At 62.6% G+C, this 25857-nt stretch carries 20 protein-coding genes; 6 read left to right on the top strand and 14 right to left on the bottom strand.

What is annotated here, in order from left to right:
• Nucleotides 1-13: 13 nt before the first annotated feature.
• On the bottom strand, nucleotides 14-1450 hold the full coding sequence (gene xylB / locus ACZ7GB_RS13985; protein ID WP_472159153.1) for a xylulokinase: 1437 nt from the start codon (nucleotides 1448-1450) through the stop codon (nucleotides 14-16).
• A gap of 157 nt (nucleotides 1451-1607) precedes the next feature.
• On the opposite strand from xylB, the gene ACZ7GB_RS13980 reads away from it, so the two are divergent.
• Both ACZ7GB_RS13980 and ACZ7GB_RS13975 read left to right on the top strand, forming a co-directional pair.
• Nucleotides 1608-2636 (top strand): sodium:calcium antiporter, encoded by a 1029-nt coding sequence (locus ACZ7GB_RS13980; RefSeq protein WP_472159152.1) that lies wholly within the window; start codon nucleotides 1608-1610, stop codon nucleotides 2634-2636.
• A 142-nt stretch (nucleotides 2637-2778) separates the two neighbouring features.
• Complete coding sequence (locus ACZ7GB_RS13975) at nucleotides 2779-4701, top strand: DEAD/DEAH box helicase (RefSeq protein WP_472159150.1); 1923 nt, start codon at nucleotides 2779-2781, stop codon at nucleotides 4699-4701.
• Between the two features lie 77 nt (nucleotides 4702-4778).
• Here ACZ7GB_RS13975 and ACZ7GB_RS13970 read toward each other — a convergent pair whose 3' ends face one another.
• The 10 genes from ACZ7GB_RS13970 to ACZ7GB_RS13925 all read right to left on the bottom strand — a co-directional run bounded on the left by ACZ7GB_RS13970 (nucleotide 4779) and on the right by ACZ7GB_RS13925 (nucleotide 15936).
• Entirely contained in the window at nucleotides 4779-7028 is a 2250-nt protein-coding gene (locus ACZ7GB_RS13970; protein ID WP_472159149.1) for a nitric oxide reductase activation protein NorD, read from the bottom strand.
• Nucleotides 7015-7812 carry a CbbQ/NirQ/NorQ/GpvN family protein gene (locus ACZ7GB_RS13965; protein WP_078602191.1) on the bottom strand — a complete coding sequence of 266 codons (798 nt, stop codon included), beginning with the start codon at nucleotides 7810-7812 and terminating at the stop codon, nucleotides 7015-7017. The genes ACZ7GB_RS13970 and ACZ7GB_RS13965 overlap by 14 nt, the downstream gene beginning before the upstream one ends.
• 58 nt (nucleotides 7813-7870) lie before the next feature.
• Nucleotides 7871-8914, bottom strand: a complete 1044-nt coding sequence (locus ACZ7GB_RS13960) for an aliphatic amidase (RefSeq protein ID WP_078522100.1) — start codon at nucleotides 8912-8914, stop codon at nucleotides 7871-7873.
• A 71-nt stretch (nucleotides 8915-8985) separates the two neighbouring features.
• Complete coding sequence (urtE, locus tag ACZ7GB_RS13955) at nucleotides 8986-9678, bottom strand: urea ABC transporter ATP-binding subunit UrtE (protein ID WP_078540369.1); 693 nt, start codon at nucleotides 9676-9678, stop codon at nucleotides 8986-8988.
• The gene (urtD, locus tag ACZ7GB_RS13950) at nucleotides 9678-10424 is read right to left on the bottom strand and encodes an urea ABC transporter ATP-binding protein UrtD (protein ID WP_078522102.1); all 747 of its coding nucleotides are present in this window, start codon (nucleotides 10422-10424) and stop codon (nucleotides 9678-9680) included. The genes urtE and urtD overlap by 1 nt, the downstream gene beginning before the upstream one ends.
• Nucleotides 10425-10435: 11 nt before the next feature.
• Nucleotides 10436-11608: an urea ABC transporter permease subunit UrtC gene (gene urtC / locus ACZ7GB_RS13945; RefSeq protein ID WP_152845015.1), complete on the bottom strand. Its 1173-nt coding sequence runs from the start codon at nucleotides 11606-11608 to the stop codon at nucleotides 10436-10438.
• Between the two features lie 3 nt (nucleotides 11609-11611).
• A complete protein-coding gene (urtB, locus tag ACZ7GB_RS13940) occupies nucleotides 11612-12505 on the bottom strand; it encodes an urea ABC transporter permease subunit UrtB (RefSeq protein ID WP_078522104.1) in 894 nt (297 codons plus the stop codon).
• Nucleotides 12506-12562: 57 nt separating this feature from the next.
• Nucleotides 12563-13813: a transporter substrate-binding protein gene (locus ACZ7GB_RS13935; protein ID WP_078602193.1), complete on the bottom strand. Its 1251-nt coding sequence runs from the start codon at nucleotides 13811-13813 to the stop codon at nucleotides 12563-12565.
• 351 nt (nucleotides 13814-14164) lie between these two features.
• On the bottom strand, nucleotides 14165-14773 hold the full coding sequence (locus ACZ7GB_RS13930) for an ANTAR domain-containing response regulator (protein WP_078522106.1): 609 nt from the start codon (nucleotides 14771-14773) through the stop codon (nucleotides 14165-14167).
• The gene (locus tag ACZ7GB_RS13925; protein WP_078522107.1) at nucleotides 14773-15936 is read right to left on the bottom strand and encodes a transporter substrate-binding domain-containing protein; all 1164 of its coding nucleotides are present in this window, start codon (nucleotides 15934-15936) and stop codon (nucleotides 14773-14775) included. Before ACZ7GB_RS13925 ends, ACZ7GB_RS13930 begins: the two co-directional genes overlap by 1 nt.
• A 560-nt stretch (nucleotides 15937-16496) precedes the next feature.
• Here ACZ7GB_RS13925 and ACZ7GB_RS13920 point away from each other — a divergent pair.
• Together ACZ7GB_RS13920 and ACZ7GB_RS13915 are read left to right on the top strand one after the other, a co-directional pair.
• Nucleotides 16497-17828, top strand: a complete 1332-nt coding sequence (locus ACZ7GB_RS13920; protein WP_078544958.1) for a purine-cytosine permease family protein — start codon at nucleotides 16497-16499, stop codon at nucleotides 17826-17828.
• Nucleotides 17829-17917: 89 nt separating this feature from the next.
• A complete protein-coding gene (locus ACZ7GB_RS13915; protein ID WP_472159145.1) occupies nucleotides 17918-18937 on the top strand; it encodes an alpha/beta fold hydrolase in 1020 nt (339 codons plus the stop codon).
• A gap of 347 nt (nucleotides 18938-19284) precedes the next feature.
• Here the strand turns inward: ACZ7GB_RS13915 and ACZ7GB_RS13910 are convergent, their stop codons facing one another.
• The 3 genes from ACZ7GB_RS13910 to ACZ7GB_RS13900 form a co-directional block, all read right to left on the bottom strand.
• A complete protein-coding gene (locus ACZ7GB_RS13910) occupies nucleotides 19285-20955 on the bottom strand; it encodes a hypothetical protein (protein WP_472159143.1) in 1671 nt (556 codons plus the stop codon).
• Nucleotides 20952-21314 (bottom strand): plasmid mobilization protein, encoded by a 363-nt coding sequence (locus ACZ7GB_RS13905; protein WP_472159142.1) that lies wholly within the window; start codon nucleotides 21312-21314, stop codon nucleotides 20952-20954. Before ACZ7GB_RS13905 ends, ACZ7GB_RS13910 begins: the two co-directional genes overlap by 4 nt.
• Nucleotides 21315-21565: 251 nt before the next feature.
• Entirely contained in the window at nucleotides 21566-21721 is a 156-nt protein-coding gene (locus tag ACZ7GB_RS13900) for a hypothetical protein (protein ID WP_273069962.1), read from the bottom strand.
• A 429-nt stretch (nucleotides 21722-22150) separates the two neighbouring features.
• On the opposite strand from ACZ7GB_RS13900, the gene ACZ7GB_RS13895 reads away from it, so the two are divergent.
• Both ACZ7GB_RS13895 and rbbA read left to right on the top strand, forming a co-directional pair.
• Complete coding sequence (locus ACZ7GB_RS13895) at nucleotides 22151-23134, top strand: HlyD family secretion protein (protein ID WP_472159140.1); 984 nt, start codon at nucleotides 22151-22153, stop codon at nucleotides 23132-23134.
• Entirely contained in the window at nucleotides 23131-25857 is a 2727-nt protein-coding gene (gene rbbA, locus ACZ7GB_RS13890) for a ribosome-associated ATPase/putative transporter RbbA (protein WP_472159138.1), read from the top strand. The genes ACZ7GB_RS13895 and rbbA overlap by 4 nt, the downstream gene beginning before the upstream one ends.

The following is a 25857-nucleotide window of genomic DNA, read 5'->3' as shown; positions in this document are numbered from 1 at the left end:
GGCCCGAGGTAGATCAGATCAAACCCCGCAGCGCAGCGCCGGCCTGACGGTAGCGCTCGTGCCCTTCGTCGAACGCCTCGCGCAACGCGGAGACTGGCTCGATCGTCGCGGCGATCTCGGGCGGCGCCGCGATGTCCAGCCCGCCGTCCGTCGCGGCCATCATCCCAAGCCTCGCCGCCCCGAACGCGCCACCGTAATCGCCCGCCACCGGCAGGGCTACGGGCGTGTCGAGCGCGGTCGCGATCGCCTCGCACCAATAGCGCGAGCGCGTCCCACCCCCGACGCCGAGCAGCGTCTCGATCCGGGTGCCAGTTCCTGCCAGCGCATCGCGGCAATCGCGCAGTGCGAAGCTCACCCCTTCCAGCACGGCCCGCGTGGTCGCGGCGCGATCGGTCGCGTGCTCCAGCCCGATGAACGCGCCGCGGATCGCCGCATCGTTGAGCGGCGTGCGCTCGCCGCCGAGATAGGGCAGGAACCGCGCCTTGCCCGGCGCCTGCAGCGGGCCGAGGCCTTCGGTCAATTCCTTGGCGTCGCTCTCCAGAAGTCGCGCATACCAGTTCAGCGCGTCGGTCGCGGCCAGCACCACGCCCATCTGGTGCCATGTCTGCGGCAGGGCGTGACAGAAACTGTGGACCGCGCTCGCCGCATCGGGGCGGTAGCCGTCATCGGCGGCGAACAGGACGCCCGAGGTGCCGAGCGAGACGAAGGCCTGCCCCGCCGCCACCACACCGACGCCCACGCCCGAGGCCGCGTTGTCGCCCCCGCCGCCTGCCACGACGACGCCCTCCGGTAGACCAAAGCGCGCCGCGATCTGCGGGCGCAGCGTGCCGGAGACGTCCGAGCCCTCGACGAGGCGCGGCATCTGCTCGCGCCGCATCCCGGTCGCCGCCAGAAGTGCATCCGACCAGTCGCGCGCGCCGGTATCGAGCCAGCTCGTCCCGGCGGCGTCGGACATCTCCGAAGCATGCTCTCCAGTCAGCCAGAGCCGCAGGTAATCCTTCGGCAGCAGCACCTTCGCCACTTTCGCGAAACGCTCCGGCTCGTGCTTGGCGAGCCAGACGAGCTTCGGCGCAGTAAAGCCGGGGAAGACGATATTCCCGCTGATCTCGCGGAATTGCGGATCCGCATCGAGGGCCGCCGCCTCGCGATAGGCGCGGGTGTCGTTCCACAGGATGCAGGGCCGCAATACCTCGTCCTGCGCATCCAGCAGCGTCGCGCCATGCATATGGCCCGAAAGCCCGATCCCGCGCACCGCCGACAGATCGTGCTGCGCGAGCGCGCCGAGCACCGCCTCCATCGCCGCGATCCATTCGGCAGGATCCTGTTCCGACCAGCCCTCGTGGGGGCGCGAAACGCTGAGCGGATGCGTCGCCTCGGCAACCACGCGCTGCGCCTCGTCGATCAAGAGCCCCTTCAGCCCCGATGTGCCCAGATCCAATCCGATAAACATGCTTGTCCTCCCGCGCGCTGATTGGCGCCGACACTAACGTCTCTTTCGGGCATGTCGACTCCCCCCAGCCCTTTGCAGAGGCGCCACCCGTCGCCCTCTTAACGGAACCGTGAGCGCGCAGCGCGGTTGCCTTTCGAACAGTGTCCCCGGAGCCTTCATGATCGCCTCACTTTCGACCCCGCTTCTGCTCGGCGTCTTCACCCTCGCCGGGCTGATCGTCGTTATCTCCTCCATCAAGGCGACCGGGCTGGCCGATGTAATCGCGGATCGCACGCGGATGGGCGAAGCGCTGGCGGGCGGGATCGTGCTGGGGGCTGCGACGTCGCTGTCGGGGATCGTCGTCTCGGTTTCGGTCGCCGCACAGGGCGATGCGAGCTTCGCCTTTTCCAATGCCGTGGGCGGGATCGCCGCGCAGACCTTCTTTCTGGCGCTCGCCGACATGCTGCACCGACGCGCCAATCTCGAACATTCCGCGGCAGAGCCCGCGAACCTTTTTCAGGCGGTGATGCTGATCGTGCTGCTGTCGATCCCGCTCGCCGCGACCGCCGCGCCCGACTTCGCGATCTGGGGGATCAGCCCGGCCTCGGTGGTGCTGTTCCTCGCCTATCTCGGCGGCACGAAACTCGCGACCCAGGTGTCGGAGACGCCGATGTGGAAACCGGTCGAGACTCGCGAGACGCGCCATGACGAACCCGAAGACGAAGAGGAGGCGAACCGCTCGCCGCGCGGGCCGATTATCGTCTTCATGGGCCTCGTGGTCATCATGGGCCTCAGCGGATGGGTCATTTCGCAAGCCGGGCAGGAATTCGTCACCCGCTTCAGTCTCAGTTCGTCGCTGGTGGGCGCGCTGCTGACAGCTGTCGTGACCTCGCTGCCCGAACTGGTGACGACGCTGACGGCGGTCCGTCGCGGTGCATTGCAACTGGCGATCGGCGGAATCATTGGCGGCAACACTTTCGACACGCTGTTCCTCGTCTTCTCGGACGGGGCCTATCGCGACGGCTCGCTGTATCACGCGGTCTCGATGTCGGACCTCTACTGGCTGGCGACAGGGCTGATGATGACGGGCGTGCTGCTCGGCGGGTTGATCCTGCGCCAAAAGGACGGGCCAGCGCGGATCGGGATCGAGAGCCTCCTGCTGGTCGCGATCTACGGCTCCGCGGTGGTGCTGCAAGTCCTCGCCTGACCAAGAATTATTGCCCATAGCGGGCGGATTCCCCAAATAGGCAATATACATTTGCCGCAGGGACCGTTATGCAGGCGCCTTCCGCACGGGCTGCCAGAGCAGAGCCGCCCGTCCCTTACGTCATTGCTTGGACGACTTTCCGATGATCCCCTCCCTTTCCGCAGCGCTCGCCGAGCGCGGCTACGACACTCTCACTCCCGTGCAGGACGCGGTGACCGATCCCGCGCTGGAGGGCAAGGACCTGCTGGTCTCTGCCCAGACCGGCTCGGGTAAAACGGTCGGCTTCGGTCTCGCGATCGCGCCGACCCTCCTGGGCGAGGCCGAAAGCTTCGGCCCGGCTGGCACGCCGCTTGCACTCGTCGTGGCCCCCACGCGGGAACTCGCCTTTCAGGTCATGCAGGAATTGCGCTGGCTCTACGCCAAGACCGGCGCCATCGTCAGCTCCTGCGTCGGCGGCATGGATCCGCGCCAGGAACGCCGCGCCCTCGAACGCGGCACGCATATCGTGGTCGGCACGCCCGGTCGCCTGAGCGACCATATCCGCCGCGGCGCGCTCGATCTCAGCGATATTCGCGCCGTCGTGCTCGACGAGGCCGATGAGATGCTCGATCTGGGCTTCCGCGAAGACCTCGAATTCATCCTCGGCTCCGCCACGGAAGAGCGGCGCACGCTGCTGTTCTCGGCCACCGTGTCGCCGATGATCGCGAAGCTGGCCGAGCAGTTCCAAAACGACGCGCAGCGCATTTCGACGATCAACACCGCGCAGCAGCACTCCGACATCGCCTACAAGGCGCTGAAGGTTGCGGCCTCGGATAGCGATCATGCGATCTTCAACCTGCTGCGCTTCCACCATGACGAAAGCGCCATCGTTTTCGCCAACACCCGTGCCGCGGTGAACCATCTCAGCGCACGTCTCGGCAATCGCGGCCTCTCGGTCGTGACGCTGTCGGGCGAGCTGTCGCAGGCCGAACGCAGCCACGCGCTGCAGGCGATGCGCGACGGGCGCGCGCGCGTCTGCGTGGCGACCGATGTGGCCGCGCGCGGGATCGACCTGCCGAACCTGAGCCTCGTGATCCATGCCGATCTGCCGCAGAACCCCGAAAGCCTGCTGCACCGGTCGGGCCGGACGGGCCGTGCCGGGCGCAAGGGCATGTCCGCGCTGATCGTGCCGCCGCGCATGGTCAAACGTGCCGAACGTCTGCTGAAATTCGCGAAGATCAACGCCGAATGGAGCGTCCCGCCGTCTGCCGAGTCGATCATCGCGCGCGATGAAGAGCGTCTGCTGACCGATCCCGATTGGCGCGAGCCGGTCAGCGAGGATCAGGCGGCGTTTGCGCGCAAGCTGCTCGACCGGCACGGGGCCGAGGCTGTCGCCGCCGCCTTCCTGCGGCTGCAGCAATCGCGCAACGCCCCGCCCGAAGACCTTCTGCCGCCGGACACCAAGGGGCAATCGGAACGTCAGGAATTCGGCCCGAGCCGTTGGTTCACGCTCTCGGTCGGGCGCAATGACCGGGCCGAGCCGCGCTGGCTGCTGCCCTTGCTGCGCCGCCATGCCGATCTCGACAAATCCTCGATCGGTGCGATCCGCGTGCGCGATGACGAGACCTTCGTCGAGATCGCCGAGAAGAGCGTCGCGAAATTCGCGGCCTCGCTTGGTCCCGATGGCGAGCTCTCCGATGAGATCAAGGCTCGTGCCCTGAACGGCGAACCCGATTTTGGTCCGCCGCCGAAAAAACGCCGCGCAGACAAGCCGCATGGCAAACCGGATCGCGGCGACCGTGGCGAGCGTCCGGCCAAGGCGCCCCATCGCAAAGGCCCGCCCAAGGCACCGCGCGACGACGCCCCGGAGGAGAGCGCGAAGACCAGCGGCTGGAGCCCCGACGACGAGGCCGTGTTCGCAGCCCTCGCGGACATCCCGCCGAAGAAGCGCAAGCCCAAGCCCGAAGGCGGTGCCGCCCCGAAGGGCAAAAAGCCCCGCGCGAAATATGCAGGCCCCGGCAAAGGACCGCATCCGGGCAAAGGCGGGAAGCCCAAGCCCGGCGGTCCGAAGAAGCCGCGCAAGTGATGGTATGATTTGCAAAAGGCCCGCAGCGATGCGGGCCTTTTTCATATGCTCTCAGAAGCGCCGGGGTCAGCGCCCCGTTACCGGGTCAGCCGGAGATAGAGCGACAAAAGCTTGTCCGGCAGCGTGCTCAGCTCGTCGATCTGGATGAACCCGTTGCGCCCGAAAATCGCGGCCTCTTGCTCCTTGTTTCGCGGCCCGAGCCCCACGCAGAAGACATCGATCCCCAGCGCGCTCAGGCTGCGAACGGCGCGCTGCGCGTCGCGGACAAGATAGTCGGGATCGGGCGAGTCGATATCCGAGGGCTCCCCGTCGGTGATCAACAGCAGCAGACGACGATGCCGCGGCACCTGCGCGAGGTCCTTCCCGGCATGGCGCAGGGCGGCCCCGAGCCGCGTCGAATAGCCCGGCTTCAGGCCCGACAGCGCCGAACCCGTCTCTTCATCCAACGCGTCCGAGAACCGTTTCACCGCAACGACGCGCACGTCTTCGCGCCCGGCCGAGCAGAAGGCGTTGATCGCGAAAGGGTCGCCGATTTCGTTCATCGCATGGGCGAGAACCGCCGTCGCATCGCGCTCCATGTCCAGAATGCGGTGCTGTGTTCCGGGGACGAGATCGGCCGTCGATTGCGAGATATCAAGGAGCAGGCTGACCGCGAGATCGCGCGTCGGCGGGGCCTGCCGCTCGTAGAGGCGATGATCGGGAAACTCGCCAGCACGCAGAGCCGTCGCCGCCTCGATACAGGCGTCGAGATCGAGAACTTCTCCCTCCGCCTGCCGCTTCTCCCGGCGCGCGCGCCCGATCTGCGCCGAGCGCACGAGGCCGGTGATGCGCGACAGAAGCGGCCCCTGCGCGTCCTGCAACTCCTGCCAGAAGCGGCGATTTCCCGGCGTCGCGGGGTATTCCTTGACCACCGTCCAGTTCGCGCGTTCCCGGCCGATCTCGTAGTCGTATTCGGGATAGGAGGCGACCGCCCGCCCCTCTTCGGCCGCCTCGGTGACGGGGGCGACTTTCTCGACCCTGTCGCTTTCGGTCTGCTCCTGCTGTTGCGATTGCTTGCCCGCGCCCGGGGTCGGCTCGGAGCGACGCAGTTGCACGGTGTCGACCTGAACCTCCAGGGTCTGCGCCTCTTCCGGGGGTGGTTCGTCGAGAGCCCAGAGCCCGAGATTGTCGTCGCGATAGGCGGGCTGAACCACGTAATCCTTCGCATTGAACTGCACGCGAAGCTGCCCGAGATCGTTGCCCAGCAGGTTGCCGATCTCGCGGCTGATCGCCGGATCGTCCCAGCGCTCGCGCGCCTCCATGAACATCCGGCGGCCTTTTTGAACCCATCCGTCGGGGTCGTCGAACTCAGGATCGATCAGTGCCCGCGCCAGCCGCGCGAACAGGCTGGGCGCGGTCGGAAGACCGCCGGGTTGGGCGACGTGAAAACCTTGCCAGAGCCTGCGCAATCCGGGCATTTCCTGCGCCGCCAGTTCCTCGACCCGCGCATCCTCGATCAGGGACACGACCGCCATCTGCAGCGGCTTGAGCTGCCCGATATCAAAGCGGGTTTTGGTGAAGTTGATATGCGCCCCGATATGGGCGAGCGCGGCGCGAAACAGGGGCTCCGTCTCGCCGCGATAGCCGGGCAAACTGGGCGGCACGAGAATGACATTGCTCGCGAAGGACACCCGCCGCGCGGCTTTCTCTCCCATGCCCGTGGGCGCGACACGCAGCGGCGGGGTCGTGCCGGAAATCGCCGTGAGATAGGCCCGCAACCGGCGCTCGTGATCGTAGAAGCTCCGCTCGCCGCTTTCGTGTTCGAGCGCGCGCTGCGCCTCGGCGGTCTGCAAGGAGAAATAGGCGTTTCGCTTGTCGGCATCGCGCCCCGCCAGACGCAATCCGGTCGCGACCCAGTCCTCGAGCGCCTGTTCGGAGAGCCGCCCGACGAGCCGCTCCATATTGTCCAGAAAGGGGTAGACGGATTCCGGCGCTTGCGTGGTAATCCGCGTCATCAGCGCGAGCCACGCGGTAAATTCCTGCGGCTCGTATCTCTGCGCGACCGTGTCCGCCGTAGTGCAGACGCGCTCCGCCGCGCGGGGCGAGACCCGGATCGCGACATGGGACACGAGCTTTGCCAAGGCGATCGTCGGCGCCGCCCCGAGTTTCGGCGCAAGAGCCAGCGAACTGCGCTCATAGGCGCGGGGGACCGTCCGCCCGTATCCCGCGCCCCGCAGCCGTTCGCGCGCCCGCAGCCAGTCGGCTATCTCGGGCGCCGAGAAGGCGCTGCGGATCGCGCCCGGCAGGTCAGGGGTGGCTTCGACATTCATGCTGTCAGGCACAGGCATCGACGACCGCATCGAGCGCGCCGCGCATGTCCGGGTCATCCGTGATGGGAACGATGATCGCATGTTTGCAGGCGTCGGTCAGCGTCATGCCCGTCTTGATAAGGCGACCGGCATGGATGAGCATCCGCGTGGAGGCCCCTTCCTCGAGCCCCTGCCCGCGCAGATGCCGCGACTTCTCGGCGATCTTCACCAGCTTGTCGGCGATGTCGGCAGCGATATCCGCCTCGGACGCCACGATGGAAGCCTCGACCGAGGCCATCGGATAGGTGAAATCGACCGCGCTGAAGCGTTGCTTCGTGGATTCCTTGAGGTCTTTGAGAACGCTCTGGTAGCCGGGATTGTAGGAGATCACGAGCTGGAAATCGGGATGCGCATGGACCAGTTCGCCCTTTTTCTCGAGCGGCAATATCCGGCGATCATCGGTCAGCGAATGGATCACCACCGTCGTGTCCTGACGCGCCTCGACCACCTCGTCGAGATAGCAGATCGCCCCGTGACGCACCGCCATCGTGAGCGGCCCGTCCTGCCAATGCGTGCCCTCGGGGCCGAGCAGGAAGCGCCCGACAAGATCCGAAGCGGTCATGTCCTCGTGGCAAGACACCGTGATGAGCGGCTTGCCCAGACGCCAGGCCATATGCTCGACAAAGCGGGTCTTGCCGCAGCCGGTCGGCCCCTTGAGCATCACCGGCAACCGCGCCGCATAGGCGGATTCGTAGAAGGCCACCTCGTCGCCGCTCGGGTGGTAGGTCGGCTCTTCGTCAAGCCGGTACTGATCGATCGTCATAGAAGATCCTCGCGTTTGATTGGCCGGCGGATGTCTCCGCCGGCCCTGCTCGCCTGCCTCACCGGTGAGTGGGGTCGGACTTTTCGTTGGGGATACCGTCGATCGGGCATTCCTCGGTGCCGACGGTCGAGCGGGTCATCGCCTCGACCATCTCGCGCGTGCCTTCCGGATCTTCCGCCCATTTGGTGTAGAAGTCGTAGGGGCACTCGGCGAGACCGTTGGTGTCGTCACCCGAGTTGATCATGCCGGTATAGCCACGGTGCACGAGCTTGAAGAGGTGGTTCTGGCTCTGCATGTTCTTGCGCGCATCGCGGATCGCCGAGACCGAGAGTTGGCCGTATTGGATGCCGTATTCCTCTTCGCCGCATTCGCCCAGCGTGCGCCCGTCGAAGCCGACGATGGCCGAGTGGCCGAAATAGGAATAGACGCCGTCGAAGCCCGCCGCATTGGCGACCGCGACATAGGAGTTGTTCGCCCAGGCCATCGCCTTGGCCATGATCACCTGCTGGTCCTTGGCCGGATACATGTAGCCCTGGCAGCGGATGATCAGCTCGGCGCCCTTCATCGCGCAGTCGCGCCAGATCTCGGGATAGTTGCCGTCATCACAGATGATCAGGCTCATCTTCATGCCCTTCGGGCCTTCCGAGACATAGGTGCAGTTGCCCGGATACCAGCCTTCGATCGGAACCCAGGGCATGATCTTGCGGTATTTCTGAACGATCTCGCCCTCGTTGTTCATCAAGATGAGCGTGTTGTAGGGCGCTTTCTTCGGGTGCTCTTCGTGGCGCTCGCCGGTCAGCGAGAACACGCCCCAGACATTGGCCTCGCGGCAGGCGGCGGCGAAGATTTCGGTCTCTTCGCCCGGCACCGACGAGGCGGTCTCGTACATCTCGGTCTCGTCATACATGATGCCGTGGGTCGAGTATTCGGGGAAGATCACCAGATCCATGCCCGGCAGGCCCTTCTTCATGCCTTTCACCATGTCGGCGATCTTGTGGCAGTTCTCGAGAACCTCGGCCTTCGTGTGAAGACGCGGCATCTTGTAGTTGACGACGGCGACGCCCACGGTATCGGCGCTGCTCGAAATATCTCCATGATACATGTTGTTACCTCTGCTGTTGGTGGAGTTGTCGAATGCCTTTCCGGTTGATCCGGGAAGGCGGGTTTATGGGGTCAGATCGCCATGTGCTTGGTGACCGTTTCCTCGGTGAGATCCGCGATCGCGCCATCGGCCACGACGCGACCGTTCTCGAGCATCGTGAAGTTCTGCGCGGCACGGCGCGCGAATTTCACGTTTTGCTCGACAAGGAGGATCGTCAGTCCGAGTTCGGCATTGAGGCGGATGATGATGTCCTCGATCTGCTCGACGATATTGGGCTGGATGCCCTCGGTCGGCTCGTCCATCAGGAGGACCTTGGGGCCGCTTGCGAGCGCGCGGGCGATCGCAAGCTGCTGTTGCTGACCGCCCGAAAGCACGCCGCCGGGCCGGTCGAGATTTTCCATCAGATAGGGGAAGATCTTCGGGACGATTTCGGGAATGGCGCGCGGACCCTGGGCCGCGAAGCCGCCCATCAGGATGTTCTCGCGGATCGTGAAATCGGGGATGATCATCCGGCCCTGCGGCACATAGGCGATCCCCGCCCGCGCGCGTCGGTAGGTGGCGTCGGCGGAGATGTTCTGCCCGTCGAGCACGACGTCGCCGCTCTGGCGGTCGGTCAGCCCGAGGATGGAGCGCAGAAGCGTGGTCTTGCCCACGCCGTTGCGGCCCAGAACGGCGAGGATCGTGCCGCTCGGCGCGCTCATCGAGACGTCGTGCAACGCCTGGCTGCGACCGTAGAAGCTGTCGAGGTTGCTCAGAGAAAGCATCAGTGAATCCCTCCCGAACCGAGATAGGCTTCGCGCACCTTTGGATCGGTCTCGATCTTTTCCATCGGCCCCTCCGCGAGCAGCTTGCCCATGTGCATGACCGTGATCCGCTCGGCGATCTTGCGCACGAAAGCCATGTCATGCTCGACCACGAGGATCGTGTGGCTGCCCTTCATTTCGTTGATGATTTCGGCGGTGCGGAAGGTCTCCGCATGGGTCATGCCCGCGGTGGGTTCATCGAGAAGGATCACCTTCGCCTGCTGCGTGATCAGCATCCCCAGTTCCAGCCATTGCATCTGGCCGTGGGACAACTCGCCCGCGACCGTATCGAGCACCGGCTCGAGCCGCGTCATCGCGATCACGTCCTCGACCCGCGCCCGGTCCTCCGCCACCATGTGCAGGCGAAGGTTGCGGAACACGCCGGGCTCTCCCGAGGCCGCGACTTCGAGGTTCTGCCGCACGGTCAGATCGCGGAAGACGCTCGGGATCTGGAACTTCCGCCCGATCCCGTGCCGCGCGATGATGTGCTCGGGGCGGTTGGTGATGTTCTCGCCAAAGAGATGGACGCTGCCTTGGGTGGAGGCGGTTTTGCCGCTGACGAGATCCATCAGCGTGGTCTTCCCGGCGCCGTTGGGGCCTAGGATGACCCGCAACTCGCCTTTCTGAACCACGGTGGTGAACCCGTCCACGGCCTTGAACCCGCCGAAATCCACCGTCAGCCCGTCTATCGTGAGTGCTTCATTCATGTCCGTCCCTCCTATTCCGCGGCTTTCGGGGCCGTCTCTGCGGGCGTGCCCTTCCGGCGGCGTTCGAACCGCCCCAGAAGATCGCGCGCGATGCCTGCAAGCCCGTTCGGCAGGTAGAGAACGACGAGGACGAAGATCCCGCCGATGATCAGCTTCCACGCTTCCTTGAAGATTTCGGTCTCGCTGACCGTGGCCTCGACCGTGTTGATCAGGATCGCCCCGATACAGGCGCCGAGCAGCGAGTTGCGCCCGCCCACCGCGGCCCAGACGACCATCGAGATCGAGAAGCCGATATCCATGAAGCTCGGCGAGGCGAATTCGGCGGCGACCACATAGAGAAGCCCCGCGAAGCCCGCGATCCCGGCCGAGATCGTGAAGAAGAAGATCTGATAGGCCGCGACGTCGTAGCCGAGATAGCGCGCCCGGGTCGGATCATCGCGCGTCGACTGCAGGATCAGCCCGGCCCGTGTCGAGACAAGCCAGCGACCCAACAGCAAAACCACCGTGAGCGAGACGGCGACCACGTAATAGGTCTCGACCATATAGGGGTCGAATTCGAACCCGCCGATGGTCAGCCAGCCCAGATCGGTCAGCCCGTTGAACCCGTTGGTGATCGGCTGCGCGTCGATGAGCAGCAGCCGCACCAGAAGCACGAGCGCCAGCGTGATGATCGCGACATAGACGCCCGAGACGCGCAGCCGGAAGATCGACGAGGACAGCACGAAGGCGACGATCAGCGGGATCACGATCGACATCGCCATGCCGAACCATTGCGACTGGAACGGGATCCAGAGGAACGAGCCCTTGTTGATGCAGCACAGATCGGTGACGGCCCCAGGCTCTGCATTCCAGAGCATGAAGTCCGGCACCGGTTTGTCCGAGCCCTGCTGCAGGCTCGTAGCGCTCATCAGCTTGAGCGACATCGCCGTCATATAGGCGCCGAGGCCGAAGAAGAGCCCCTGCCCCAGATTGAGGATCCCGGCGTAGCCCCAGGACAGCGCGATCGCGATGCCGAGCATGCCGAAGACGAGATATTTGGCGATGCGGTTGAGCCAGAACACATCGTCGATCACCAGGGGTGCGCCGAGAACCATCACGATGAAGAGGGCATAGACGGCCCAGTCGGCATGACGCTGAAGGCGGCTCGTGGAGCTGGGAAGTGTGGAAGACGTTTCGCTGGACATCGCTTACCTCGACTTGAAGGAGAACAGGCCGCGCGGGCGCCACAGGATCAGGGCGATGACCACCGCGAAGACGACGGCGCGGGCGATGATGTCGTTGGACGCCAAGGCGACGATGCCGTTGATCTGTCCGAGAATGCCCGCGGCGAGGATCGTTCCGAGAAGGCTGCCGACCCCTCCGACGACGACGACGAGGAAGCCATCGACCACGACGGATGCGCCCATTTCGGGCATGACCGTTTTGAAGCCCGCGAGCAGCACGCCGGCGATCCCGGCAAGGCCCGAGCCATAGGCGAAGGTCAGCGCCGAGACGCGGCGCACGTCGATGCCGCAGGCCGCCGCGATCTGGGGATTGCGCATGATCGCGCGCACCTGCACGCCCATCGGGGTGCGATACATCAGCCACCAGGTCAGCCCCGCGAGCATCAGCGTCACGACGATGATGAATGTGCGATAGGGCTGGATCGTCATGCCCGCCACGTCGATCGGCTGGGTGAGGAAGGCCGGGACCGTCATGTTCTGAAGCCCCGGGCCGAGCCCGTCGATATGGATGCCGAAGAAGCTCAGGCCGAATTCGAGGCGGATCAGCTGTTGCAGCAGGATTGCCACGCCCCAAGTCGCGAGCAGCGTGTCGATGATCCGTCCGTAGAGCCTTCGGATCACCAATCGCTCGATCACGAGTCCCACGAGCCCGGAGGTCACGAAGGCCAGAGGCAGCGCGAAGAACAGGTTGAGCCCGAGATGGAGCCCGGCGAGCACCGCCGTATAGGCCCCGATCATGACCAGCTCGCCATGCGCCATGTTGATGACGCCCATCGCGCCGTAGGTGATCGACAGGCCAAGCGCGATCAGCAGCAGGATCGAAGACAGGGACAGGCCGATGAAGATGATGTCAGACATAGGGAATTCCGCCTCGCTCGGATGGGCACCGGACATCAGCCCGGTGCCCGGTTTGCGTCACAGCTTGGTGGTGTCGAGACCGGCGCCGGTGCAGAACAGGTTCTCTGCCGTCTCGCCGTAAGCGACGTAGGGCAGCGGCTTGGTCGGCGCGTCATAGGCGTTGACGATCGTGCCCTGACCATCGGCGCCCCACTGCGCGATGCGCGGCGTGAGATAGGTGTGCAGGTTTTCCGGATCGACGGTGACGGTGCCGTTCGGGGCCTCGAAGACCTGACCCTTGATGCCTTCGCGCACCGCATCTGCCGAGATGTCGCCAGCCTTCTCGACCGCCTGCTTCCAAAGATAGACCTGGAAGTAGCTGCTCTCGAGCGCGTGGTGCGTCACAGCTTTGGGATCGTTGACATATTTGCGGTAGCGCTCGATGAAATCGCGGTTGCGATCGGTGTCGATGGCCTGGAAATACGGGAAGGAGGTGTAGCTGCCTTCGGCGAATTCCGGACCCATCGCGGCGATCTCGATTTCCGAGGTGACGGTCGCGCAGATCGGCAGTTTGTCGTGGGTGAGGCCCTGGTTCTTGAACTCGCGGTAGAAGGCCACGACCGAGTCGCCCACGACATTCGACAGAACCACGTCGCAGCCGCTTTCCTTGATCTTGGAGACCATCGCGCCCCATTCGGAATGGCCGAGCTCGAGATATTCGTCCGCGACCCACTCGCCGCCATTCTGCTCGATGAGGATCTTCGACACTTTCGCCATCTCGCGCGGGTAAATGTAGTTCGAGCCGACGATGAAGAACTTCTTCTTGCCTAGCGTGTTGGTGATCCACGGGATGAAGTTCGACAGCTGCTGGTTCGGCACCGCGCCCGTGTAGACCACGTTCTTGGAGCACTCGAAGCCTTCGTAATAGGTCGGGTAGAAGTAGAGGCTGTTGCGCTTCTCGAAGACCGGCAGAACGGCCTTGCGGCTCGCCGAGGTGTAGGAGCCGAACACGGTCTGCAGGCGATCGCGGATCACCAGCTTCGAGGCCTTCTCGTTATAGGTCTTCGGATCGGATGCGCCGTCTTCGAGGATTGGCTTGATCATCATCCCGTTCACGCCGCCTGCGGCGTTGATCTCGTCGATCGCCATCATCGTGGCGTCGGCGAGCGATTTCTCGATGATCGAAAGGCCGCCGGTAAGCGAGAACAGGACACCCACTTCAATTTCACCCGAGGCGCGGGCAGGGCTCGCGATCATCGACGGGCCGAGCGCGGCTGCGGCGCCGAAAGCGGTCGTGTGTTTTAGGAAGTTTCTCCGGTTCGTTTTCATTTCTGTCTCCCGTGTTGAGGTTTTGTTTTGATTTTTCAGGCCGTGAATGCGCAGGGAGGACTCCCGTGCACGAGCGTTTGGTATGTGACCGATTGTGTGAGGTGCCGTGACCGGGCCGCGGGGGTCCGGATCATTTTGGCGAAGGGGGCTCCGGGTGTTCGGAGCGATTGGCATCGTTGCCATTCAGCGCCGCCACGAGGGCGGGGTTGCGTGCGCTCTGGTACGCCCGCAGCGATGGCGCGGCCTTTGCACCATCCTGAAAACCAAAAAAGCCCGCGAAGACACTACAGTGTCTTCAGCGGGCTTTCTGTGCCGAACCGATGGACATCATTGGCCATCGATCTGATTCGACTATACATCATCCGGTCTTGATGACAACAATTCGTTTGCGTTGATGATCGCGACCGCCATTTCCTCTACGGAAATCCGCTTACCCATCGCCTGCGCACGAATGGTGCCATAGGCTTCCCTCTCGGAAATCTTGTGCATTTCCATGAGGATAGACTTCGCCTTCGAGATCTTCTTCTGACCGGAAATCTTCTTTTCGAGCTTGCCGATCTTGTCGTGGAAATCCGCCGCCTGCATCCAATTGGAGCGTGCGACGACAAGATTTGTCAGCATACCGAAAGTCCGGACCGGCTTCGAAATCACCGCGAATGCGTTGATGTCGAGCACCAGTTCGATCATCGCCGGGTTCTCGTAATTCACGATGCCGATCACCGTCGGACCGGGTTTCTCGGACTTCCGCAGCATGCTGCTCAGGGCACTCTGGCTCTCGAAGAAGACGCCTGCGAAAACGACATCCGTCCCGCTCGGCAGCGCCTTGGCGGGGGGCCACATCAGTTCCGCGCGGCAGCCGATGCGTTTGAGCTGATCCATGAGCGCCTTGCCATCTGCGTCCGGCGGGTGGACGACGATGACCGAGAGGTCGCGCAAATCCTTGAGACGCAGCCGGGGCATCAGCTTCCGCCCCCTCCGGCTCCGAATTGCGGAGACGTCATCTGCAAGTCTTCATCATATTCAACGAGATAAGGGTCGGGCCGCACCGGTGCCTGCGCTTCGCGCACGATCTCGAAAGCCCCGCTTTCGCCGACGACGGCAACCCGGGGCCAGAGGCTCGTGTGATGGGTGTCCCCTTCGACCTGCACGGGGCCCTGCGGCGCCTCGAAGCTGAAATTCGGCAAGGTGCGCAAGACGCTATCGCGATCGGTCGCCCCGGACCGGCGCACGGCTTCCGCGAAGAGATAGACTTGGAAATAGGCGGCTTCCGTCCCCGCCGAAATCGGCTGATCCGGCCCGAACCGGCGCGCATAAGCGGTGACGAAGCGACGGTTCGCCTCGGTATCGAGCACGCTGAAATAGGGCGCGGCCGTCACGTTGCCGATCGAGGCATCCTTGCCGACCGCGAGCAGTTCGGGCTCGCCCGAGGTCAGGCTTGCGATGGGCTGTTTGCTGCGATCGAAGCCCGCGCGGTCGTAGGCTTGGTAGAAGCGGACCGACCCTTCGCCCACGACCGTCGAGAACACGACCGCAGGCCCCGCAGCCTTGATGCGCGAGATCGCCCGCTCGATATATTCCTCGTTATGGCGCAGGGGGATGTAGATTTCGTCGACGACCTTCGCCCCGCGATGCATCAGCAGATCCCGCATGATCCGATTGGATTCATAGGGGAAAACGTAGTTCGACCCGACGAAGACAAACCGGTCGCCATAAGTCTGGGTGAGATAATCCGCCAGCCAACGCGAGTTCTGGTTCGGGGCAGCGCCCGAATAGACGCAGCTGCTCGAAAACTCGAAACCTTCGTAGAGCGTGGGGTAGAACAGCAGCGCGCGGCGTTGCTCGACCACAGGCAAAACGGCCTTGCGCGCGGAGGACATGTAGCAGCCGAAGATGGTCTTTGCGCCGACATCGATGAGGCGCTCCGCCTCGCTCTTGAAGCGCAACGGATCGGAAGCCGGGTCGCTGTCTTCGATCAGAAGTTCACGACCATCGATACCGCCTGCATTGTTGATTTCTTCGATCGCCAGCAGTGCAGCCTGACGCTGCGTGCGCTCGATCACCGACGTTACACCGGTTTGGGAAAAAAGGAGGCCAACTGCGACCGGCTCGTTGTCAAAAGCCATTAATACGGTTCCATATCTTTCAACGAGAACTCCCGCGAATGCGGAGTCCGGGGGAACGGTCACATACGAATCGAATAGCAAATGACTGACGTGGCGGCAAGCTCGACGCATTGCAAAACGCATCTGAAATCATGCGATGAAATTTTTTTCGCATTATTTTCAGCGCCTTACATCGTTACATCAAAACATTTGCATATTGAAACGAATCACGCCATCGTGTTGACGTAGCGTTCAACGAAGAGCGCCGCATCTGGCAATGAAAGCCCCTTACGAACCATGTGAATGGATTCGTGAGGGGCTTTTGCGTTTTCGGCCCGGCGATTTGCCGCCCCAAATGGAGAGACCACAGAGCCCTAACCCGATCGGCGCACGCGCCCAAAAACTCTGAGATCAGTATAACCGGTCACAAACGACGGCAGGATCAAGCTGCCGAACTGATCGACCCCTTATCCACTCCGCCCCGGCGAGACTTTCGTCAGCGTTTGCCCACGGCAAGCGCCCGGCCTTCGCATGCCTGCAAAAACAAGAACATCAGAAACAGTCCAACAACGAGGAACATCATGACCACGACGGAAAAGCATCTAGAGCCAGAAGCGCTCGAACATATCGAAGAAGAGATCGATCACGCGCTCGGCGATGAATACGAACATGAACCGGTTCCGGCAAAAGCCCGGCGGAGCATGTTCTCCGTCACGATGGTCTGGATGGGTTTCCCGATGATCATCACCGGCGCGATGACCGGCTCGATCCTCGTGCTCGGCATGGGGTTCAGCTCGGCACTGACGGCGATGATCATCGGCAACCTGATCATGCTGGTCTATGTCGGTCTGCTCGGTCAGCTCGGCGCGACGAAAGGGATGAACTTCGCCCTGCTCGCCAGCATCGTCTTCGGCCGGAAGGGCTATGTCTTCGCCTCCGGCCTGCTCTCGACGCTTCTACTCGGCTGGTACGCGGTGCAAACCGGGATCACCGGCGCGCTCGTCAGTTCCACCTATGACCTGAACTACGTCGTCATGACGCTCATCGCCGGTGCGCTCTACATCGGCGTCACCTTCGTGGGCGTGAAAGGCCTGCACCTGATCGGCATGATCTCGGTGCCGCTCTTCGTCATTCTGGGTCTCTTCGTCGTCGGCGACGCGGCTTCGACGACCAGCTGGGACGCGATCATGTCCTACCCGGGCAATAATGGCGTCGCGACGATGTCGATGGGCGTCGGCCTGACCGTGGTCATCGCGCTCTTCATCGACGCCGGCACCGTGAGCGCCGACTTCAACCGCTGGGCCAAGGACACGAAAAGCTCCTGGGTCGCGACCTTCAGCGCCTTCCCCTTCGCCAACCTCGCCGCGATGCTGGTCGGCGGCATCATGACCGCAGCCCTGGCCGTTCCGGATGCCAACCCCTTCGGCACCGACAACATGTTCGGCTACATGAACAACATGCAGATGACTTGGCTGAGCGTCCTCGCCTTCCTGTTCCTCTACGTGAACCTTGGCTCGGTCTGTGCCCACTGCCTCTATAACGCCGCCACCGGCTGGTCGCGCATCCTGCGCAGCCACATGCGTCTTTTCGCGGTGATCCTCGGTGCCATCGGCATCGTGATCGCGGCTACCAATGTCTGGGCCTTCTTCATCCAGTGGCTGTCGCTGCTGGGGATCCTCGTGCCGCCGATCGGCGCGATCATCCTCGTGGATCAGTTCCTCGTGCGGAAGAACTCCGAGATCGACCGCGATTGGCGCGGCACGGCCTTCATCGCCTGGGCCTGTGGCTCCGCGGTGGCCTTCGTCGTCGAGTGGTATCTGCCCCATCTGTCGACCGCCATCTCGGCCGGACTTGTCGGCGGCGTCGCTTACTACCTGATCTCCACGCTGAGCGGGAAAACCGCGACTGCCTGATCCGCAACGATCTTCCGGAGCGTCGCCTGAGATAGGGCGTCGCTCCATTTTGACATGAGGAAAAACCATGTTTGACATGAGGAAAAACCATGACCCTTGATTATGAAATCTTCGAGCTTGGCACCTTCGAGTTCCAATGCGGCCTAGCCGTGCCCAACGCCCGCCTCGCCTACAAGACCTTCGGAAAGCTGAACGCGGCCAAGGACAACGTGATCGTCTACCCGACGTGGTATTCCGGGCAGCATTACGACAATGAATGGCTGATCGGGCCCGGTATGGCGCTCGACCCCGAGAAATACTTCATCATCATTCCGAACATGTTCGGCAACGGGCTCTCCACCTCGCCCTCGAACACGCCGGAGCCCTATAACGCGGACCGTTTCCCGAACGTGACCGCCTATGACAACGTCAAGGCGCAGCATCGTCTGGTGACCGAGAAGTTCGGCATCGAGAAGATCCGCATGGTGACAGGCTGGTCGATGGGCGCGCTGCAGACCTTCCACTGGGGGGCGATGTATCCCGAGATGATGGATCTGATCGCCCCGTTCTGCGGGTCGGCGAAATGTTCACGCCACAACTATGTCTTCCTCGAAGGGGTGAAGGCGGCGCTGCGGGCCGACGCCGCGTGGGAAAACGGGCGCTACACCTCTAAGCCCGAAAAAGGCCTGCGCGCAGTTGGCCGCGTCTACGCAGGCTGGGGCTTCTCACAGAGCTTCTATCGAGAAGAGCTCGACCTGAAGTCCCTCGGCTACGCCTCGCTCGAGGATTTCCTGATCGGGTTCTGGGAAGGGTTCTTCCTGCCGAAAGACGCCAACAACCTGCTGACGATGGCCTGGACCTGGCAGAATGGCGATATCAGCGCGAACGAGCTGTATAACGGCGACTTCAAAGCGGCACTCGGCGCGATCAAGGCGAAAGCCTATGTCATGCCCGGCCAGACCGACCTCTATTTCCCGCCCGAAGACAGCGAGATCGAGGTCGCCAACATGCCCAACGCCGAATTCGTGCCGGTGCCGTCGATCTGGGGCCATTTCGCCGGCGGCCCCGGCACCAACCCCGACGACGTCAAGTTCATCGACGACAAGCTGAAAGCGCTTCTGGCCTCGTGAACCGAGCCGAAGCTTTGCGGATATCGGAAAGGGCGGCCCCATGGCCGCCTTTTTCATTGGCGCGCTCTGTTGCTTCCACTGTGTTTATCGCAACGCAAAGAGCCTCGCGGGGAGCGAGGCTAAGCGTTTGATATGCTTTAGAAGATTTGGTTGCGGGAGGGCGCAACCGCCGAACTCTACGATGCATTCGTGCGTTCAACTAAAAGGATTAATTTCGTAGGCTTGAAACACTGCCGCACAAGAGTTCCTACTCAAGCGTAGGGACGAGTAACAAGCGAAATCGAATTGCTGCAATACGCGATCGAGAGGTTGCCGATCGTCTATTGAGCTTGTGACGCCCGAAGCGTTCACGGCCCGTAGGGGAGAATTTCGTCGTTCTCCTCGGGCGCGCCGATCTCTGCCGGCTCCAGCGCGTCTTCAAACTTTCCGCCCCCTTGTCCCTGAGTCGCTCCGAGGCGTTCGAGCAGCGCTTTGATACTTGCGTCCAGTTCATTCAGCCCAAACGCCGCAAGCGTTCGTGAACGAGGGCCATCAGATCGACGATCTCCTGCTCGCGCTTTTCGCGTTTCTGCGCTTCCTTGCGAAACGCTTCGATCGCGTCGCCCATCATACTCGCGGCTTTCACGAGCTGCTGCGAGATCGCGCCGAGATCCTCGATCATCTGATCCAGTCGCTCGACCACCCCGCGCTCCTTCTCGATTGCCAGGAGCGCCTGGAGATCTGGAATGAGTTCCGCGATACGTCGGTTCGACTCGATCAGATCCAGGATGTCCTGACGTTTCACTTGGTTCGAGTTGCTTTGTGTATCGGCCATTGAGGGCCTCCAATTTTTTGCGGGGTTTAGTAAAGATGTTCTCGGGCAGTGCGGTGACGAGACGCGCGACGAGCCCGCCCATCAGACACCCGGTTACAAGACGATGGAGGAGGCCGGCCATCGGCCGTAGCCCCCTGTCCTTCTGACGAAAAGCGCGGGACGCTGGCTTGGGCGCGGGCGCGAGAAATTCAGATAGCCCTTCGAAGCTGTCGGGCTTCGCGAATTTGTGCCGCTTGGAAACATCGTCTGCCATCTCGAGCCAGCGCGAGGCGAGCCTCTCAGGGGCGGCTCTCAATATCTTCTGGCGTTCTTCGTTCCAGCTCGGCCAGCGTGAGACGGTTTCATCGCATTCCGCGCTCATCAGCGGGCCCCGAAAGGTCACCGGCCGTTCAATCCCCTCGGAGCGAAAGACAAAGGTTGTTCCGAAGTCCGAGCTTTCCTTGAACGTCAGGCCGATGTTTTTTACGACTGGCATGATCGCCTTTTTCAAATCCTGGCGGGTCAGAGCCCCGCGCTCGGCGAGAATGCTCGACGCTTCGTTGATGACTGCGGGGATGAACCCTTCCAGAACTTCGTAGGGAGAACTCCGCAGGTTTCGCCGCGCTTCAGCAAGCTGCTTGACGATGTCATTCGGCAGCTTGATGAGCCGGGCATGATCCAGATTCCCGGGGTCATCGAAGCCGAAATGCGCGTTGACGGTGTCGACGAAAGCCCACCAAAGGTCATGCGCGCGCTCGCCCGGTGGGGAAGGATTGTGCGCACGCACCCGGCCATCCGCGCGGATCACGCATCGCGGGAGCGCGAAGTTCAACTCGAGCCTTCCTGCATGCGTATGCGTCGTTACAAGAGCTGCGGGCCGGCGGTTGTAGGGCACAGCGGGAAACGCGACCTCCAGGGCCAGATCGACAATGCGCCGCACCGTGTCGCGCACATCCGGATCGCCCGCATTGAACGCCTGGACCGAGATATCGGTCTCCGAGAATGTAAGCGTGAAGGCCGAGAGGCGGTGCTTATGGTCCAGGGCCTCAAGCGTGGTCAAGACCTGCGCAGGAGTGCCGCGCAGCAGCTCCGGTGACGGATGCCGCCGCACCAAAATGAACGAGGTGTTCACCCGCTTTTCGGCCGTTTCTGCGGCGAAATAATTGACCAGCCGCTGATAGTCGCCGAGGCTGTGCCCCTTGAATGTCGTCCAACCGATGATCATCGCGACGGCCCGCCTTTGTGCAGCGCGCTTTCAATTTTGATCAGCATGCCTTCGCATTGTATGAGAACATTCAGAGCCTTCGGTGCAATCTTGCCCGTCGAGACCAATTCCCGCGCAATGCCGCGAAGGATATCGTTGAGCTCACAGAGCGCCCATTCGATCCTGATTATGATTGCAGGCGACGGCTTGCCGCGCGGGGAGTTGTCTACCGCGAGAGCGCATCGACAGACATAGTCGGAGATTGAGAGATCAGCCGCCGAAGCTGAGTTCTTGATCCCGGCCCATTCGGCATCCGTCGCCCGAATCTCGCGCCGCTTGCGCTTGTCTGTGACCTCACATTCAACTTCTGTGTCCTTCATCTGCGCTTCTCCTTGGACATGGCATACCCGGCACGCGGGTTCACTTGATGGTGTCCTCAGTATGGAAAGCGGACCTGAAAAAACGGTCAGACAAAATCACACAAAATGAGAAGCTTGCAGTTGATCTAAAAAGCCCCGCGCCGCGCCATGCCCCGGACACGCACCCAATTGCGCCTTGCACTAGAACCGGCGAGAGATGTCAACGGGCGCAAGAGAACGAGGCCAATTCTGGTTCCAGGACGCGGAGGCCCTTACATCGGGTTTTCGATATGGGCAGTCATGTTGGGAACGTTGTCCGCACCAGCAACCGCCGCAGCCTCTTGCGTCTGGTCGCATGCCGCCAGCGCGCCCAGCGCGAAGGATACGAACAGCGCCAGCACTGCCTTGTTCGCGATCGTTTTGTTCATGTGTCATCTCCTTATGCCGGGGCAATCTCTTCCGTGCCCCAAAGTGAACCATATCGTTCACAAGCTTGCTTCGCACTTTGACTTCGATCAACAGGTTTTTGTGATGTGTGAGGGATTTATTGTATTTTTTGCGAAGTGCCGACTATAGCAAAAGGTCGAAAACCGGGAACCGCAAAGGCGAAAATCCGCATTCACCCGCTTTGCACTGCAAAGATATAGCGGTGTATCAGAAACGGTCCGGCAAGCTTGGACGATCGTGACGCCTGCGCATGGCCGTTATGCCGTCTCGCTCTCGTTGACTTCAATAACTCGCTACTGCTATGCCAAAGGCATATGCTTCGCCGCAGCGCAGAAAAGCGCTGCCCTGCAGGATGACCGCCCGGCGACCCTTCGCCCGGTTGCGCCCCGCGAGAACTGGAGACCGACCCCATGCGATGGAAACCTGTATATCTCATCCTCGCGGCCATACTGGTGATCGCAGGGGGCGGATATTACTACTGGATGGAAACGAAGACCCCTGCCCTGCCCGCAGGCTTTGCGATGAGCAACGGGCGCATCGAGGCCGAGCGTATCGATGTTTCCGCCAAGATGGCGGGCCGGATTTCCGAAGTTCTCGTCTCTGAAGGGAATTGGGTGAAGGCGGGAGAGACGGTCGCCCGGATGGATTCCGCGGAGATCGACGCCCAGCTCCGCGCCGCCGAGGCCGCCGTGCTTCAGGCCCAACAACAGAAGATCCAGGCAGAGGCCCTGTCGAGGCAGCGCCTCTCCGAAGAGCAGTATGTCCAGAGCGAATTCGACCGCACGGCGAAGCTGGCCGCGAACGGCCACGCGACACAGGAGCAGCTCGATACCGTGCGCAACTCCCTGACCACCGCGCAGGCCGCGGTCGCCTCGGCTGCTGCGGGCATCGATCTCGCCAGCGCAACGATCGCAGCTGCGAATGCCTCGGTCGAGCAACTCAAGAGCGTCCAGTCCGACATGGAGCTCAAGGCGCCCCATGACGGGCGCGTGCAATATATCCTGATCAAGAGCGGCGAGATCGTCGCCGCGGGTGGCACTGTCGTAACGCTCGCCGATCTGACCGATATCTACATGACGATCTTTCTGCCCGCGGCCGATGCCGGGCGGCTGTCGATCGGGGCGCAAGCACGGCTGATCCTCGATCCGATCCCCGAATACGTCATCCCCGCAACGGTGACTTTCGTCGCCAGCACAGCGCAATTCACGCCGAAATCGGTCGAGACTTCGGATGAACGCGAACAGCTGATGTTCCGCGTAAAACTGTCGATCTCCCCCGAGCTGCTGGAAAAATATCAGCAACAGGCGAAGGCGGGCGTGGCCGGGATCGGCTATGTGCGTGTGGATGATACCGCGCAGTGGCCCGAGACACTTCAGGTGAAGCTGCCACAATGACGCGCGCTCTGGTCGCAAGCCTGTCGGGCATCACCCACCGCTACGGCACCACTTGCGCGCTGGACAATGTAAGCCTTGATATTCCGGCGGGTTGCATGGCTGGGCTGATCGGGCCGGACGGGGTGGGTAAATCCTCGCTGCTGGCCCTGGTCGCCGGGGTCCGCAAGCTGCAGACAGGCGAGGCAACGGTGCTGGGCGGCGATATTCGCGACCACGCCCATTTGCGGAGTTGCAATCACCGCATCGCCTACATGCCACAAGGTCTGGGGCGCAATCTCTACCCGACGCTGAGCGTGCGCGAGAACCTCGATTTCTTTGGCCGCCTCTTCGGGCAGCCCGAAGACGAACGGCGCGCACGCATCGACGATCTGTTGCAGTCGACGGGCCTCGCCCCGTTTCCCGACCGGGCCGCGGGTAAGCTCTCGGGCGGGATGAAGCAAAAGCTTTCGCTTTGCTCTGCACTGATCCACGATCCCGACCTGATGATCCTCGACGAGCCGACCACTGGCGTCGATCCTCTCTCACGCCAGCAATTCTGGGAACTCATCGAACGCATCCGCAGCGTGCGCCCCACGATGAGCGTGATCGTCGCCACAGCCTACATGGACGAGGCAGAGCGTTTCGACTGGCTTGCGGCGATGTCGAACGGTCAGGTTATCGCCACCGGAGCACCCGCAGAGATCCGTGCACAGGCTGGCGAAGCTACGCTGGAGCAGGCTTTCATCAAGCTTCTGCCCGAAGCCGAACGCGCAGGCCATCACGAGGTGATCGTGCCCCCGCGCACGCTCACTGACGGCCCGCCCGCAATCGAGGCGCAGGGCCTCACATGCCGTTTCGGAGACTTCACCGCCGTCGATCATGTGGATTTCAAGATCGAGCGCGGCGAGATCTTCGGCTTCCTTGGTTCGAATGGATGCGGCAAGACCACGACCATGAAGATGCTCACCGGCCTGCAGCCGAGCAGCGAAGGCAAGGCGCTGCTTTTTGGCGAAGAGCTGGATACTGGCGACATGGCGACACGGCGACGTGTTGGTTACATGTCGCAATCCTTCTCGCTCTACACTGAGCTCAGTGTCCGCAGGAACCTCGAACTTCACGCCGAGCTTTACCAGCTGCCCGTGGAAACCCGCGCCCAGCGGGTTCGCGACATGCTCGAGACTTTCGACCTCTCGGAAGAGGCCGAGAAGAGCCCCGATGGTCTGCCGCTGGGCATTCGTCAACGCCTTCAACTCGCCGTGGCGCTGATCCATTCGCCAGAGGTGCTCATCCTCGACGAGCCGACATCGGGCGTCGATCCGGTGGCACGCGACAGTTTCTGGCAATACCTGATCGACCTGTCGCGCAATCACGGCGTCACGATCTTTGTCTCGACGCATTTCATGAATGAGGCGGAACGCTGTGACCGGATCTCGCTGATGCATGCGGGGCGGGTTCTGGCGGTGGGCTCCCCGAAGGATCTGGCGCGGAGCAAGGGCACGGACAATCTGGAAGACGCCTTCGTCAGCTATCTGCGCGAGGCCGATACGAGTTCCGATCACGCACCCCAGCCCCCCGCCTTCCATGCCGAGACCCAAGGCGCCGCATCGCGAAATCGCATATTCGACCCTGCCCGGCTATGGGCCTTTACGCGGCGCGAAAGCCTCGAACTGCTGCGCGACAAGATCCGCTTGAGCTTCGCGTTTTTCGGCCCGCTCATCCTGATGCTGACCTTCGGATACGGCATTTCCTTCGATGTTCAGGACCTGCCCTACGCAGTGTTCGATCAGGACCAGAGCGCCGAGAGCCGCGAGCTGATGGAAAGTTTCTCCGGCTCGCGCTGGTTTTCCGAACAGCCCCCCGCGACCAGCGCCAACAATCTGAACGCCCGCCTGAAGAACGCGGAGATCGTCATCGGCATCGAGATCCCGCCCGATTTCGGCAAAGACCTTTTGCAGGGCGAAGATCCCGAGGTGCGGGTCCTGATCGATGGCGCGATGCCCTTCCGTGCCGAAACCGCGCGCGGCTATCTCTCGGGCCTTGCGGCCTCTTACATGTCAGATCAAATCGAGCGCACTTATGGACGCGTGATTGACACATCGGCCGCCAGCATCGAGACCCGGTTTCACTACAACCAGTCCTTCGAAAGCGTCTATGCGATGATCCCCTCGGTGATCATGCTGATGCTGATCCTGATCCCCTCGATGATGTCGGCGATGGGGGTGGTGCGCGAAAAAGAGACCGGCTCGATCGCCAATTTCCGCTCCACCCCGGTGACGCGGACCGAATTCATTCTGGGCAAGCAACTCCCCTATGTCGTGATCGCGCTGCTCAGTTTCGTCACGCTGATGATGATGGCTTATGGCGTATTCGGCGTGACGCCCAAGGGCTCTGTCGGCACCCTCCTGCTCGGGACGTTGCTCTACGTAATGGCGGCGACTGGCTTTGGCGTGCTGATCTCCGCTTTCACGCGCACGCAGGTGGCCGCGACCTTCGCCGCAGCCGTGATCTCAATCATTCCTGCGGTCAACTTCTCGGGGCTGTTGGTGCCCGTCTCGTCGCTCTCGGGCAGCGGGAGGCTCATCGGTCTCGCCTTCCCGTCGGCCTGGTATCAGCAGATCAGCGTCGGCACATTCACTAAGGCCCTGGGCTTCGCTGAGCTATGGCAGAACCTCCTCATGCTGGCGGGGTTCGCGCTGTTCTTCGTCGCCGTGGCGATCCTGGCCCTTCGAAAGCAGGAGCGCTGA

The sequence above is a fragment of the Thioclava sp. PTB-PU3-1 genome (genome assembly GCF_055666785.1).
The sequence above is the reverse complement of the archived record's forward strand: the minus strand, read 5'-3'. Positions and strand labels throughout refer to the sequence as shown.